This is a genomic window from Microcoleus sp. B4-C1, assembly GCF_036705285.1.
Lineage (GTDB): Bacteria > Cyanobacteriota > Cyanobacteriia > Cyanobacteriales > Microcoleaceae > Microcoleus.
Genome location: NZ_JAUBUC010000009.1, coordinates 1 through 15,165 on the forward strand (window position 1 = coordinate 1; position 15,165 = coordinate 15,165).

The following is a 15,165-nucleotide window of genomic DNA, read 5'->3' on the forward strand; positions in this document are numbered from 1 at the left end:
CCGTCCTTTTTGGACGGGCGGGACGCCCATCCCACAATAACAATTAAAATTGTAAGTTATTTAATTCGCGATCCTAAGAGCGGGTTTAATGTTTCAACAAAAACGACCAGCTTTAGCTAAAGCTGGTCTGCACAAATAGTTAAATCCGTTGTGTTCCCACAGTGTTTTTCTCACAGTGAGGAAACCCAAGTTGCACGTTTCTTTGCAAATGGTTCTCAAACAAATATCATCTCTCTTAAGTGGTATTTAAACAACAAAATTTAATTTTTTGTAATAAAACTTTACATTACAGTGGAATATTAATTGTTAGGGGCATCGCACTTTTTCTTACTTTGTATAAAGTAAGAAGGCTTCAAAAACCCGGTTTTCGTGTAGGTTTCTGGCTACCAAACCTGTTATTTTGCCTAAAAACGCTGCTCAACCCTATTGCTCACTCACTTTGTATAAATCATGCCGGAGCTTGCTGCGGTCTTCCCCAGACAATCCGCTCCTGCTTGTATACAACCATACCAGGTTTAGCACCTTTCGGCTTGTATACATATTTCGGTTCTGTATAAACTACGGGGACTTGTTCGCTGTGGCGCGCGCGACTGTAGTAAGCAGTCATGTCAGCGGCAAATTGCAAATCGGTTTCTTCAGCAACTGTACCGGGTTTGAGACGCAGCAAAGCGTGGCTTCCGGGAATCTCTAGGGTGTGGAACCATAAGTCGTAGTCGTTGGCGGTGCGAAAAGTGAGTTGGTCGTTTTGGCGGTTGTTGCGCCCGATTAACAATTCAAAGCCGCTGGGGGTTTGGTAGCGGTGAAATTCGATCGCAGCATTTTTGTCCGTACTGCGGTAATCTGGTACGTCTAGATATTTTTGCTGGATTAGTTCTTCGCGGATTTCGGCGAGGGTTTGCAAATCTTGGGTGTTGCGGTAGGTTTCCAATACCGAAAGTGCGGCTTCAACTTGTTCTAAATAGTCGATTTCTTCCTGTACGGCGGCTAACAAAGGTTCTACTGCAATCCGAGCTCTTTTAAGTTTTTGGTGTTTTTTGTAGAGGGCTTGAGCGTTTTGAACGGCGTTTTTTTCCGGGTTTAAGGAAATGATCACTGGTTTCTCGGTTTCAAAGTCGGGGAGAGAAATTGATTTCATTCCCGGTTCCCAATGCTGCAAATTTGCCATCAGCAAATCGGCTTGGGATTTGTGGGTGTCGGCGTCTGCTGATTGCTGTAAACGTTCTTTAAATGTGTTGGCTTTGAGGCGCAGTTTGGCTAGGACGTTGTTGAGTTTTTGGGTAAGCTGATGCCGCAGTTGCGCGAATACTTCTTGATTGATTTCGCCTGTGTAGTAGCTGTTAAGTAATTCTTGAACCGAAGAAGAATCAGAGGGGGGGCACGACACCGCCCCTATATTTTCTGGTGTCGGCCAATCGATGACGGTGTAGCCTTCGGGGGTAAAACTTGGGTGAAATTTGGAGTTTTCTAGGCATTGCAGCCAGTATAGCCAGCGTTGGAATAGTTGCTGCCAGTCGTCGGGATTGAGGCTGTCGGTGGATTGTTCGGGGTCTAAAGAAGCCGATCGAATCATTGACAAAACTAAGGCTTTACTCATCCCTCGGTAATTCTTCAACAGATTGCCCTTTAATTGCCCAGGAACCAGGCTAATTCGTGATTGCCAGCGGTTTTGAGATTCGCTCAGACTCGGCACTGCATCGGTCAAAGACGGGGGCATTTCGTAGGGTTGCCCGGTTTGGATGGGGCGGACGGTGGACTGTTTGGCGCTGACTTGGTGGGCGCAGGTGACAACGAGGTTGTCTTGGGCGGTGAGGATGACGTTGCTGTACTTGCCCATGATTTCGGCGTACAGGTGCCAGAGGGCTGGTTCTCCGGGGCGTTTGGCGAATTGCAAGTCGATGACTCTTTCCCAAGATGAAACAGGGGCGATGGAAACTAAGGCTAAACCGCTGAGTTGATGCCGCAGTTGTTCGCTGAAGGTGAAGGTATCGGGAATGCGGGGCGGGGGGTCGCCGACGCAGATGCGGGCGGCCACAGGATGCCAGGAAAGGTCAATCCAGCCGCGCCCTTTCATGGTGCGGAGGGCTAGGGACACGGTAAATCGATCGCGCTGGTAGACTTGTTCTAAGCGCGCTGGCAGCCATTGGGCTCGCAGTTCGCTGCAAGCTGCGGTTAAAGTTGTAAAGTCTACGGGTTGCACGGTGGCCTCTTTGCGATCGAACTATCTATTTCTATGCTGACAGATTTAGGTCACATTTTACTAACTAATATCAAATTATTGTTTACTCTTGGGTTCGCATCCTTCGCTAGGAAAGCCCTTCAATAATCCCGTTAACAAATAACAAATAACAAATAACTAATAGACATCTCCTAAAAAGCAGGTTTTGAACAGGCAGGATGCCTGTTCCACAATAATTATGGGAGATATCTAATAACAACTAACTAATAACTTCCCGAATCAATTGCAAATGTTTGTCCAAAGGTGCGATCGTATTGGCGGCGATCGCCCCGCTAGCAGCAACCGCCGGCAAACCAATTCCCGGAAATGTCGAATCTCCGCAGCAAAACAGCCCCGCTAAAGGTGTTGTCGGGCCGGGAAACAAGCCGCTACCCGCCCGAATTCCGGGCCCGTAGGAACCGCGATGGCGGCGCAAAAACCGTTCGTGGGTGAGGGGTGTCCCAACTAAGGTGACTTCTGCGCGCGATCGAATATTGGGGATAATTCTCTCTAAGGCTTCCCACATTACCTCGGCGCGCGCTTGTTTTTGCAGCTTGTACTCTTGGCTGGTGCGATTGAGCTTTTGCCACAAATCGTAAGGCTCGTTTCCGGGCGTATATGCGTGAATGACGTGCTTTCCCGGAGGCGCGAGGTGGGGGTCGAGGAGGGAGGGAATCGAGACGAGAACGACGTTCTGAGGGGCGGAAACGCCCATTTCCCAGTCTTTGACGAAGATGTAGTGACAAGCCAAGTCCGATCGCACTCCGGCTGCATCTATTCCCAGATGCAGGTGCATGAAGCTGTCGCACTCGGGCGTCGCCTGCCTCTGTTGCCGAAACCTTTGCGGGACTGAGGTTTCAGGCAACAGTTTCAGGGTATCCCAAACGGAAGCGTTGGAGACGACGGCTTTGTGCGATCGAATTATTTTCCCCGATCGCAGCCGCACGCCTGCAGCCCGGTTGTTTTCCACCAAAACTTCTGCAACGTGGGAATTTAGCAGCAACTGCCCTCCGTGGCGCTCTAAACCGCGTACCAGGGCGTTTACCAAGGCTGCACTACCGCCGATCGGATAGTCCAAAACTGCATTGGGGCGATACCAGTCGGCGAACATGAAAGCGACTTCGGCTGCGATCGTTCCGTCGGCGGGAAGTCCAGACAGTAGGAAGCACAACAAATTCAGCCAATTTCGGACAAAGGGATCTTTGACATTTTTGTCCATTATTTTGCTGAAAGGGCCTGCAAGTGCGATCGCGTCGCCAGCACTTTTCAGGAAAGCCGGCGCAAATTGGCCGAGGGAAAAAACAGCGCCCAAATCGAAGCGCAAAGCCAGGGAGGGCAAGGCTGTGGCAGCTTTGGCGTAGGGCTCCATGATGCGCTGGAGTTGCCGCCATTCGGCGACTGCTGCCGCGCCGCGCAGTTGTGCGAGCACTTCGCCAAATTGACTCGCACCAACGGATGTGTCGAAATCGCCTTCTGGCAAACAGCAACCCCAGGTATCGTAGGTGATGCAGGGGAGTTTTTCGCCGATGGCATCCAAAACTTGCCGCAGCGGATTGGCAGACGGGCTGTAGGATAATCCTGAGTAAAGGGAGGGCCCGGAGTCGAAGCTAAATCCGTCGCGTTCAAAACCGTGTGCGGCGCCGCCCGCGATCGAATGGCTTTCGCAAACCACAACGTCAAAGCCATAGCGGGCAAGCATTGCAGCGCAAGTCAAGCCGCCAATCCCGCTGCCGATGATGATGATTTCTGTGTCTGTGGGGGCGATCGCAACCATGTTTTTTTCCGCTACTTCAGCTAATATTATCAATCACTCGGCCGCAGGCTTTCCGGCCTGCCCCACAGTCTCTCTGCTGGTGGAACAGGCCGGAAAGCCTGTTGCCCATCAGAGGCAGGCTTTCCGGCCTGCCCCACAAGCAATCTCTCTGCTGGTGGAACAGGCATCTTGCCTGTCCATTAAAATTTTGCATCAAGCCTAGTAAATTCCTGTTATTGTTAGTTCAATGGAAAACATATCAATTCTAGAACAAGCCGCTAAATCGAATACAAAACCATCTTCCAACGCCGTAGTCGCCGCCCTCCTAGAAGCTGAGAAAAACGCGAAAAAAAATAAAATTCGCTATTCTTTCGAGCAATTAATCGGCAACTGGCAACTCTGCTTTATCACCGGCACCAAAAAGACTCGACAAAAAGCGGGGATTGTGTTGGGTGCCGGACGTTACATCCCTGAGTGGATTGCGAAAATTCAAATTGCTTATTCGGCCCAAGCTGTTGCTGGAGGGGAAGAGAATAGCGAAACCGGCAGGGTGGAGAATTCGGTGCAAGTTGGGGCGATCAAACTAACTCTTTCGGGGCCGACTAAGTTTTTGGTTAATAAAAATATTTTAGCTTTTGATTTTACCAGAATTACCGTGAAATTGTTGGGTAAAACTGTGTATCAAGGATTTATTCGCGGTGGAGAAGCGCGGGAGGCGGAATTTTTTAGTTTGAGTGTGGGGAAGCAGGCATTTTTTGCATATTTTCTGGTAGAAGATGGGATAATTGCGGCTAGGGGAAGGGGCGGCGGATTGGCTTTGTGGGGGCTTGTAGGGGCGGGTTCACCAACAATTTATAATTCCCACAAACAATCTACATAAACCCGCCCCACCCAACGACAGAATGCGATCGCGTGCAATTCAACGAATATTATAAGGTGCGTCGCTATGAAATTGTCCATTTTTCATTTGGGATTTTTAATAGCGACACACCCTACAGCTACTATCAACTGTCAACTATCAATTGTCAACTTCTATAACTACCGCGCATCCCCAATTAAAATAAACGGCGACCAATAAAACGGATGCCGCTCAATTTGACTCAACTTAGCTTGCCGCAAAGCATCATTTTTACTCATCCCTTTATTGATATTTTGATAAAATTCAACCATCAAATCTTTAGTAGCGGAATCATCAACACTCCACAAACTCGCCATCACAGCTTGCGCGCCGGCACGCTCAAATATATAGGCCATTCCCGATATTTCTTCACCGTTGGAATTCGCTTGTATGGCAGTTTCACAAGCACTTAAAGTGATGAGTCTGGTGTTTCGCAATCCTAATAACGCGGCATCGCGAATATTGAACTGACTGTCAGCAAACAGCAATGTATTTTCCTCCATGCCCAAATTTTGACAGCCTCCCGGTTGGAAACAGCCGTGAGTTGCGAGGTGTAAAAAGGGAAAGCGGGGCGCTTGAGTTTTGAATCGATCGAGGGTGGCGTCATTGCCGATATAAGCTGAACTTCCTGACAATAATTGAGCGATATTTCTGACTTCTGCTTCGGAACCGGGTAGATTTTGGGGTGGACGAGGGACGGGATTTCCTAATGCTAAGACTCCACCTTTTGAAGTTGAATCGGGAATTGTTCTGGTGGAAATGCGGGTGAGATAGTTGACGGGATATTTCTGGATGAGGAATTCATTTGTTTGTTTGTCATACAGGGTTTCAAAGGGGATGTAGCGTAGTTTTTCCGTGGCGATGATGCTCAATTGTTTGGGGGAAATAGCTTTAATTTGGTCTTCGATCGGACGAATCAGGATTTCGTAAAGTTTGCTGCCTGTTACGGTGAAGTTTGTTTCGCCAATATCTTGCACTTCTTTGCGGTATTGAGTGAGGAGATTGTCGAATTCTTCGGGAGCGATCGGAACTTTTTTAACACTTAAACTGTCTTTTGTCAAGACAAATAGGGCGACGGTATTGGGGACACCTGAGATATTTGTCAGCAAGACGGGTTGAATGACAGCGGTATCTGGCGCGATATTTGCTTTCAGTTGGGCGATGTCTTTGGGTGTGGTTTCAAATAGTTCGGCGACTTCTGGGAAACTGCGGGAAATTTGTTCTGCTTGGCGGTTGACTTCTGTTTCTAATTCTCGCATTTGTCGGGAGAGATTTTCGGAGAAATTGTCTTCGAGTTGGCGGCGAAGCGTTTGGAGTTGTTGATTTTTTTGATTCCACTCGTCAATGGCTTTTTGTGCTTGGAGGTTGGCTACTTTGGCGTCAATTAAGCGGGTGTAGTCGGCGAGATCGGCGGTGGTGGCGATGTTCACCCATTGAAAAGCGCGATCGGCTTGGTTTTGATCGATGAGGATGTCAACAAGTGCAACGGCGCTTCCTCTTTCACCTTCTAAAAACTTTTGGCGGTTTTCTCGCTGTAAACCCTTTCGTATTTTTAAGGTAATTTGGACAGATTGCTGAAAATTTTCGATCGCTTGAGTTGGTTGCATCGTATCTTGATAAACTGCACCAATATTACTCAAAATAGTAGCTTCCATCATCCGATCGCCCACTTCCCGTTTAATTAGTAAAGCTTGGTTATAGTATTTTAATGCTTCTTCTGGTTGTCCAATACTGTGGTACACTCCACCAATATTATTCAATGTAGTAGCTTCCCCCGCACGATCGTCCACTTCCCGTTTAATTGGTAAAGCTTGGTTATAGTATTTCAATGCTGATTGCGGTTGTCCAATTCTGAGGTACACTCTACCTATATTATTCAATGTAGTAGATTCCCCATTGCGATCGCCAACTTGCAGCAGAATTGGTACGGCTTGGTTATAGTATTTTAACGCTTCCTGTGGTTGTCCAATGTTGGCGTATACTGCACCAATATTATTCAATGTAGTAGCTTCCCCCGCACGATCGTTCACTTCCCGTTTAATTGGTAAAGCTTGGTTATAGTATTTCAATGCTGATTGCGGTTGTCCAATGCTGAGGTACACTCCACCTATATTATTCAATGTAGTAGCTTCTATCATCCGATCGCCCACTTCCTGCAGAATTGGTAAAGCTTGGTTATAGTATTTCAATGCTGATTGCGGTTGTCCAATGTTGGCGTACACTCCACCTATATTATTCAAAGTACGAGCTTCTATCATCCGATCGCCCACAGCCAGCAAAATTGGTAAAGCTTGGTTATAGTATTTTAATGCTTCTTCTGGTTGTCCAATGCTGAGGTACACTCCACCTATATTATTCAAAGTACGAGCTTCCCCATTGCGATCGCCCAGCTTCTGCCAAATAGGTAAAGATCGGTTATAGTATTTTAATGCTGATTGCGGTTCTCCAATGGTGCTGTATACTCCACCAATATTAGTCAAAGTAGTAGCTTCCCCCTTGCGATCGCCCACTGACTGCCTAATTGGTAAAATTTGGTTATAGTATTTTAATGCTGATTGCGGCTGTCCAATACTGTGGTACACTAAACCCATATTATTCAAAGTAGTAGCTTCCCCCGCGCGATCGCCCATTTTCCGCCAGATTGGTAAAGCTTGGTTATAGTATTTCAATGCTTCTTGCGGTTTTCCAATACTGTGGTATGTTCCACCAATATTACTCAAAGTAACAGCTTCGCCGTTGCGATCGCCCACTTGCCGCCAGATTGGTAAAGCTTGGTTAAAATATTTCAACGCTGATTGCGGTTGCGAGATCGTTTTGTACACTGTACCAATATTAGTCAAAGTACGAGCTTCAATCGCCCGATAGTTTACTGCCCACAAAATTGCGAAAGCTTGCTTCAAGTATTTCAATGCTTCTTGCAGTTGTCCAATGCTTTTGTAAAGTTCACCAATATTATTCAAAGTAATAGCTTCCGAGTTGAGATCGCCCACTTCCCACCAAATTGATAAAGCTTGTTTGTAGTATTTCAATGCTTCTTGCACTTGTCCTATACCGGCGTACATTGCACCAATATTATTGAGTGCTAGAGCTTCATGTTGTCTCTCTTTAAATTGTCGTGCAGTGGCTAAAACCTGCTGCCATGTTTCTATTGCTTGTCGCGGTTGCTGTTGCCTTGCTTGCTCTATGAGTTGCTTTAATTTTTCAAGCTGTGAATTTTGACTTTGCGCCCAACTCGGTTGCACCATCACCGGCAGAGTCAGAGGAGTCAGACACACACCCAAAACCAAAACACTGCTAATAATTCGTTTCATTCTTTTCATGATTTACCACTGACGATTAATAGAATAGGCATCTGAATTTGGACTTAGGCGTATTATACTTTTACTTGCTGTTCTTGAATGCTTTGATATTGCCAAAATAATTGTTATAATTAAATAACCAAGTTGCTGTTATGTCAATTCATATTATTCAGAAGCTGTATTCATAAAAGTCATGATTTAAAGCTATGAGGTTCATCAGTCTGACGTTCTTTTTCAATTTTCGCAATAATTTCATCTATTTCAGCAAAGACTTTAGTCAATTCTTTAGCTTTTTCAAGCGATCGACCAACGGTGATGGCAAGAATTCCAACGGTTCGTCAAAATCATCAGAAATTGTAATTAGTCCTTTGTCGCTGCCAAAGCTGCTGTATTTAGGTGAGTATTATTCAATTTTATAGACAGTTTCTGGTTCTATTCCTGGTTTGATATCTTTGATTTTACTTTGTTTAGATTGCATTTTTTGTCTGAGATAAATTGCCGATATTAGGTCAGACAAAGTAAATTTTTCAGGCAGTCGATCGATTAAGTTGCGGACTTATTATTGAAGATTGATGGTTTCCATCGGTTTTAGTAAAGAGAGTTTGCTTTTTAATTGTAGTAGAAGCGAACTAGGAGCGATCGGGCTTTTTGCAAAAGTCTGGCTCCTCCCGCAGTCTGGCAGGGAATTAATTCCCTGCCTCATAGCGAAAGTCCTCGCTTCCGAGGACTGCAAGATCGATCGAGAATGATGCAAGGTATGAATTGAAACAGACAGAAATTACGCGCTCCCACCAAAGAAACCGGGTTTTTATCGAATCTGCCGACTGCAACGAATATTGTCGTAAAAAACCCGGTTTCTAGCCCCCCGCGCACAAATCTTAACTCTCCTCTTCAGTCCTCGGAAGCGAGGACTTTCGCTATGAGGCGGGGGTTTTTAACCCCCGACGGACTTAATGCGGAGTCGCTACAATTGTCACCGTCATTTTTGTTGATTAGAGCTCTCCAGAAAAGCCAGTCTTGAACAGGCTTTCCGGCCTGTTCCACAATAATTATTGGAGAGGTATATTGATTAGGTACGATCGCACATAACAACTTCAAACACACCCCCTGGAATAAACCGACACAAAGCCCTCCGCCGATCGTCCGCATCTTGGCGATTGACAAAACGCGCAATTGTATAGTGCTCAGCATTCGGTAAAATTCGGACGATCGCCCAACAATTGATCTCGCCCCCCTTTGACTTTTCAGGTGTTTTCGAGATCGAATTTGAGTTGAGTTCGATCGCGGGGCGATCGGCGATCGTCGGAGAATTTGCTTTTCTCAGAGTGTTGAGGTAGCGGGCGATCGTACTACCTTTGAGAGTCGCCCCGACGCGCAGAATCAGAAACACCGCAAAGCTTTCGATCTCTGGCCCAGTCATGCGCGCGCGATCGGCATCAAAATCCTCATCAGAGTAGCTGCGGATACCCGACAGCAGTTGCATAATGCCAAAATCATTCAAAGCTTGTTGATAGCCGCGGTTATATTCGCTGCCGTCGCTCACAGGCTTTACCATAGTAATAGTCTCCTTTTATGTGGATTGTCTCCTTGTATTTGGGGAACCATTAGCCAGCGCGGGCCCTGCAAAAGTTCAGCGCTGGCTTTTGACTCTCTAAGATTATACCACTTAAACGTTACATATGTGTGTCGAAAATGACGTGAACTCGACAAGATAGCGCAGATACAGCACAATGACGATTACCGTAGACAAGAAAATACTGAGCCTCTGATGACCAAACGCTTAACCACTTATTTGGCTGATGGAATCCATGACATCCTTGAAGAGTGGGCAAGTCAAGAACGCCGTTCAGTCAGCAGCTTGTCAGCATTCATTTTGGAGCAAGCAGCCAGAGAACGGCAAAAGGAAATGAAACAACAGCCCCAGCCATCGGATGACAAGCAGGAGAAAAGTTGAGTGGACGCATTAAAGCCGAAGAAACCGGGTTTTTTGCGGTTTTTGCCGGCTGTAACGAAGTATTTGGCAAAAAAACCCGGTTTCTGACCACCCGTGCGTCCACTATATGAAATTTATCGGAATCGATTTAGGTTGGATCTCAGCAGCAAGGGGTTTGTGCTATTTGAATTGGCAAAATAACCAATTAGAATTAATAAAGTGCGATCGCCCTCACTGACAAGACTAAAACATTTCGACATAAAGCCAGAGGTTTGAAACATAAATTTTCGCCCCTCTGCCTACCCCCTAAATCTCTCGCCCCAAAATCACATCACCCGTTTCCTGCTGGTATCCGCACAGTGAAAATAGACCCTTTTCCCTCTTCGCTTTCTACCAAAATTTCCCCACCCATCATCTGACAGTAGTAGCGGCTAAGTGTCAGCCCCAATCCGGCGCCGTCGTAAGGTCGCGCCGCTGAAGAGTCAGCTTGCACAAAAGCTTCAAACAATTTGTGTTGTTGTTCTTCCGACATTCCAATTCCGGTATCTTTAACCGATAAACAAATCCAATCGGTGTCTTGAACATTCAGCAGGGGACAAGCGATCGCCCCAGAAGGAATTTCATCGGCAGCCATTGAATCGTCAATCGCCTCACGCCCTGCTGCATTCAATTTTCCACTTCCTGCAATGCGCCTCACAGTCACTTTCACCCTACCGTTTTTGGTGAACTTCGCAGCATTACTAAGCAGATGTATCAAAACCTGGCGCACTTTTTTGAAATCTGCGTGCATTATGCCCACAGTTCGATCGCACTCAATCTCCAAAACATTGCCATTTTTCTCTACCAACGGTTTCGCGGCACTCGCAACATTGTCAATCAGGGATTCGATGTCAAACTCCTGGATTTCGAGTTTCATACTCCCCGCTTCAATTTTTGACAAATCAAGGATATCGTTAATCAAAGATAGCAGATGCGCGCCTGCTTTTTCAATCTTCTGCAAGTCGGGTACAAACTCATCAAATCCCGCATCCTGGGCATCTTCTGAAAGTAGTTGACTGTAGCCAATAATCGCATTTAAAGGCGTCCGCAATTCGTGGCTCATATTTGCTAAAAACTGGCTTTTAGCAGTGTTAGCTGCGACGGCGACTTCTTTAGCTTGTTCTAATTCTTTTGTATGTCCCGAAACCCGCTCGATTAGGTGATTGAGAGAGGCCGCCAGAGAGCCGATTTCGCCTTGTCCGGTGACGGGTGCTCGCAAGTCAAAATTTGACTCAGCGGCTACTTGTTGGGCCACCTGAGTAACGCTGATCATAGGTTGAGCGATCGCCCGACTCGTCCGGTAAGCCACCATTCCAGCTACCACTACCGACAGCAGCATACTAAAAATAATTATGGCTTTTTCCATGCCTTGGGCGTCTTCCATCACTTCACCGCCTTGGCCCTCTTGCTGCTGGGCAATATCGAGGATTTTGCTCAATTCCTCAAGGCTGCTGTTGAGCTGTTTTACACCTTCTCCGCTTTCGATTGCGAGCAATTTTCTAGCCGACTCTATCTCCCGAGGCGATAGTTGCGATTGCTGGATTTCCTGCAAAGTTGACTTGAGAGTATCGGCGTAGGATTCTAAATTTTTAGTGCAATCTTGCACTAAAAGCTTGAGAACTTCCGGTTTTGCTGCCAGCCAAGCGGGTTGGCTGTCGGCAAAATTTTCTATACGCAACCGCAGATTTTTTGCCTTAACAATACTCTTAACCAACTGCTCTTCTTGCTGTTTTAGCTTGAGCGAATTATCTACAAAAGAATCTAGCTGTGAACCCTGCAATTGGGCCGCCAGCGCTGCATCTTTAAAATTGCCTAGCAATTGCGCTTGTAGGTGAGCATCATTGAATTGCTTTAATCCTTGTCCTTGGTAATAATCGGCAATCACCAGTCCGCTCAGTGAACCCAAAAATCCGATTCCTATTGCCAGCAAATACCCGTAGCCAATTTTTTTATGGATAGGCAAACCGCCAATTTTAGATGGCAAACTTTCGCGGATTTTTAAGGATAATTCTTCTACCAAATTATCCTTGGCTTTTTTTTTATTTACGGTTTCTACAGAAGCCACTTCTTCGGCAATAAAAACTGGCATCTGTTTACCTAAATTGGTATTTGTTTGGTTAACCTTTCGCGTTTTCACGTTTTTATTCGACGGGTTAAATGGTTCTAAGTCTGAATTCAATTCCCCCTGGTTTTCACAAACGGCAACCGATAAACTTGCTTCATGTCCTGTTTTTTTTAGCAAGTTAATTTTTGACATATGCAACCCCTGTCTTCTGTTAAAATCTATCACGCTCTTAAGTTCTCCAAACGGAAAAGCTTGTCTATTTGACCGTAGACATCTGCGAAAAAGCATCTGAAACTCTGGTCGAGTCAGAGGAGAAACTTAAATTCGGTTGATGTCTAAGAGATAATTAGGCTGTTGAGGACTGTTGCCAAATTACTTTTTCGACTCGTAAAAGTCTGCAGCAGGCAAAAAAAATAAAAACTTATCCCCGCAGTGAATTATCCCTGCGTGGAAATTTACAGGCAGAAAATTGTCTCTGACCTGTTTTGCCTGTGATTCGCCCAAAGCTGATATTGTCTGTTGACAATGCACCCGATTCCTTAGCTTTGGGCTTTGGCTGCCAGCAATGCGACGATTGCTTGACGGTTTTTGTTGAGCATCCGACAACTTCATAGCACAGAATGTCACAAATGCGGCAGCCGATCGAACTTTTGCACCCTGGCGATCGACTTTTGGCATTGTTGCCCCGCAAAGACAAGTCTGAGGTGAAGTGCCGTTAGTTGAGTATAACTGTAGGGCTCGCGAAAAGAAACCCGGTTTCTGCGAGTCAATCGATGGCGCGATTTTAGATTTTAGATTTTAGATTTTAGATTTTAGAATTGAAGCATTGACCCGACGGATAAATTCGGGGGGCAAGTTTTATCGGATACAGGTTTTTTATTTCTGGACGGATGAATCCGGGGTTTGTATCCTGAATGGTTTCTGTCAATTTTTGGCGATTGCGAGTTCTGGAGTGGCGGTGGTCAATTCGATCGCCAGTGCTAGCTTACCGTCTCTACCCAAAGCTTCATCGGCCAAGTGCACCATCCAGCGATTCGGCTTGGCTTGGGGTCTGGCGGCGAGCACTAACGCCCAAGCTTCCCGTTCTTTGCCACGACCCAACAGCGCCGCACAAACAGTCAAAGCTGTGGCCGTTGAACGGCTGATCCCACTTTGGCAGCAGATCAGCAAACTGCCTCCCTGCGACGACATTTTAAGGGCGAAATCAATAATTTTCAGTACATCCTCAAGGCTAGGCAAGATTTGATCGGGGTCGTCAACGGGGGTGTCGAGGTCGTTAAACTCCATGCACATTCGGTTTGGGATTTGATCAAAAGTTTTGGGTTCGGGGACGCCTGGGCTGCCGATCGAGATCAAGTATTTAATCTCGCGTCGCGCAGGGCGCTCAACAATGTATTCGCTGGCTTCTGCTTGCGAAGCGATCAGGATTTTTGGCAGTTTTTCACCCGACAAATCTGGGGAAACAGAGGGAGCAAAATCAACTGTTTCTGCCTCAGTGCTGACATCCGCCAAGTATTGGGCAGCCAGCGCACGAACGTCAGCAAATTCGGGATTTAAAGCTGTTTCCAGAGCAACAATAGCAGCCGTGGAGCCAATGTGACCGAGGGATTTAACAGCCTTTTGGCGCACTCCAGAATTTTCGTCCCCCAGCAGCCGCACCAAACCTGCCACAGCTTCCTCAGTCCCTATTTGCCCCAAAGCTGCAGCAACTCTCCACCGCACATAAGATTCGCTGTCGCCAATTGCGCTCGCCAGTCCCGCGACCACCATTTTTGGCAATTTCGCATCTCCCTCTGTATTGATGTTCCCAAGGGCAACCGCCGCCCTGCCGCGCACGAAAATATCTCGATCCCAGAGCGACCCGATTATGGCCACCATAGCCACCTCGCTGCTGATTTCCCCCAAGGCAGAAACTGCACTGCCGCGCACGTCTGAATCCTCATGGTTGAGGGCTTGCACCAGTCCCGCCACAGCCGTTTCCGTGCCGATTTGTCCCAAGGCCTCGGCGGCCCTCAAAGAAACTGCATAGGAGTCGGGATCATCGTGAAGCAATTCTACTAAGCCGGGTACTGCTTCAGAATCGCCGATTTTCCCCAAAGCCGCCGCCGCCCTAGCGCGGACGATGTGATTTTCGTCTCTGAGGGCATTCAGCAGGCCGGGAACTACCTCAGAGACGCCGATTTTCCCGCAGTTGACTGCTGCCCGCCAGCGCACTTCGGAGTCTGGGTGTTTGAGGGCTTTCAGCAGCGCGGGGACGGCTATTTTCGGGTTAATTTTGCCCAAGGCCCAAACAGCCCAGGCGCGCACTCTGGACTCTGGGTGTTTGACGGCTTTGAGCAGTGCTACGGCGGCTGGTTTCGAGTCAATTTCTCCTAAAGCCCAAGCGGCCCAAGCTTGGATTTGGGAATCTTTGGATTCGAGCGATCGGGCTAATTCAATTACTGCTGCTTCAGATCCGATTTTCCCGATCGCCCGAATCCCATCAAGGCGCACTGCCCTTTCTTTGTGGTTCAATGCGGCCACCAGCATCGGAATTGCCATATCCGAACTTGTTAGGGCCAGGAGTTGAATTTTGAGCAGCGGCGAAGTGGGGATTTTGTCGATTAATTTTATTGTAGCTATTTGAAATTCTGGCTTTACCGTTCCTGCTAACTTGGAGCCGAGTTTTAAATTTACTTTGAGAGCTAATTTTACTGCCCGCAAAGCCAGACTTTGCTGTTCTACTTGCGGCAATATAGTCGCCAAGGTGTGCATCCCTTGTTTTTGTTTCAAATATTTTTGATGGAATTGAGCATCGCTGAGCTTGGGTAGCTGTTGGATGAGGCTTGCTGCTGAGGTCACTGATTTATCCTAATATTTTGGCGAGCGGTTGAGATTGCTCTTTTAAACTGTCTTTAAAAAATATGGCGTCTACAAAACGCTACTTCTAAAAAAAAGCTTGCACCCACTTCTAAAATATGTCT

11 protein-coding genes are annotated in these 15,165 nt (G+C 46.9%); 3 read left to right on the plus strand and 8 right to left on the minus strand.

Annotated features, from left to right (window positions below; all coding sequences use genetic code 11):
- Positions 1 to 448: 448 nt before the first annotated feature.
- From QUB26_RS05355 to QUB26_RS05365, 3 genes are all read right to left on the minus strand, one after another.
- A complete protein-coding gene (locus tag QUB26_RS05355) occupies positions 449 to 2,197 on the minus strand; it encodes an NFACT RNA binding domain-containing protein (RefSeq protein ID WP_333317043.1) in 1,749 nt (582 codons plus the stop codon).
- Positions 2,198 to 2,435: 238 nt separating this feature from the next.
- Positions 2,436 to 3,989, minus strand: coding sequence for an NAD(P)/FAD-dependent oxidoreductase (locus QUB26_RS05360; protein WP_333317093.1), 1,554 nt, complete (start codon positions 3,987 to 3,989; stop codon positions 2,436 to 2,438).
- Between the two features lie 29 nt (positions 3,990 to 4,018).
- The gene (locus tag QUB26_RS05365) at positions 4,019 to 4,156 is read right to left on the minus strand and encodes a hypothetical protein (protein ID WP_333317045.1); all 138 of its coding nucleotides are present in this window, start codon (positions 4,154 to 4,156) and stop codon (positions 4,019 to 4,021) included.
- Positions 4,157 to 4,215: 59 nt separating this feature from the next.
- Here QUB26_RS05365 and QUB26_RS05370 point away from each other — a divergent pair, with 59 nt between their 5' ends.
- Complete coding sequence (locus QUB26_RS05370) at positions 4,216 to 4,848, plus strand: hypothetical protein (RefSeq protein WP_333317047.1); 633 nt, start codon at positions 4,216 to 4,218, stop codon at positions 4,846 to 4,848.
- A gap of 158 nt (positions 4,849 to 5,006) precedes the next feature.
- On the opposite strand, the gene QUB26_RS05375 is transcribed toward QUB26_RS05370, so the two are convergent.
- Positions 5,007 to 8,186, minus strand: a complete 3,180-nt coding sequence (locus QUB26_RS05375) for a tetratricopeptide repeat protein (RefSeq protein ID WP_333302956.1) — start codon at positions 8,184 to 8,186, stop codon at positions 5,007 to 5,009.
- A 185-nt stretch (positions 8,187 to 8,371) separates the two neighbouring features.
- Here QUB26_RS05375 and QUB26_RS05380 point away from each other — a divergent pair, with 185 nt between their 5' ends.
- Complete coding sequence (locus QUB26_RS05380; protein WP_333302958.1) at positions 8,372 to 8,584, plus strand: hypothetical protein; 213 nt, start codon at positions 8,372 to 8,374, stop codon at positions 8,582 to 8,584.
- 650 nt (positions 8,585 to 9,234) lie between these two features.
- Here QUB26_RS05380 and QUB26_RS05385 read toward each other — a convergent pair.
- A complete protein-coding gene (locus QUB26_RS05385; RefSeq protein WP_333237502.1) occupies positions 9,235 to 9,720 on the minus strand; it encodes a hypothetical protein in 486 nt (161 codons plus the stop codon).
- A 213-nt stretch (positions 9,721 to 9,933) separates the two neighbouring features.
- Between QUB26_RS05385 and QUB26_RS05390 the strand changes: the two genes are divergently transcribed.
- Positions 9,934 to 10,119, plus strand: a complete 186-nt coding sequence (locus QUB26_RS05390) for a ribbon-helix-helix domain-containing protein (protein WP_333128561.1) — start codon at positions 9,934 to 9,936, stop codon at positions 10,117 to 10,119.
- Between the two features lie 310 nt (positions 10,120 to 10,429).
- On the opposite strand, the gene QUB26_RS05395 is transcribed toward QUB26_RS05390, so the two are convergent.
- The 3 genes from QUB26_RS05395 to QUB26_RS05405 form a co-directional block, all read right to left on the minus strand.
- Positions 10,430 to 12,226, minus strand: a complete 1,797-nt coding sequence (locus QUB26_RS05395) for a HAMP domain-containing sensor histidine kinase (RefSeq protein ID WP_333237504.1) — start codon at positions 12,224 to 12,226, stop codon at positions 10,430 to 10,432.
- A gap of 348 nt (positions 12,227 to 12,574) precedes the next feature.
- On the minus strand, positions 12,575 to 12,880 hold the full coding sequence (locus QUB26_RS05400; RefSeq protein WP_333237506.1) for a hypothetical protein: 306 nt from the start codon (positions 12,878 to 12,880) through the stop codon (positions 12,575 to 12,577).
- A gap of 246 nt (positions 12,881 to 13,126) precedes the next feature.
- Positions 13,127 to 15,043, minus strand: a complete 1,917-nt coding sequence (locus QUB26_RS05405) for a HEAT repeat domain-containing protein (protein ID WP_333317049.1) — start codon at positions 15,041 to 15,043, stop codon at positions 13,127 to 13,129.
- Between the last annotated feature and the right edge of the window lie 122 nt (positions 15,044 to 15,165).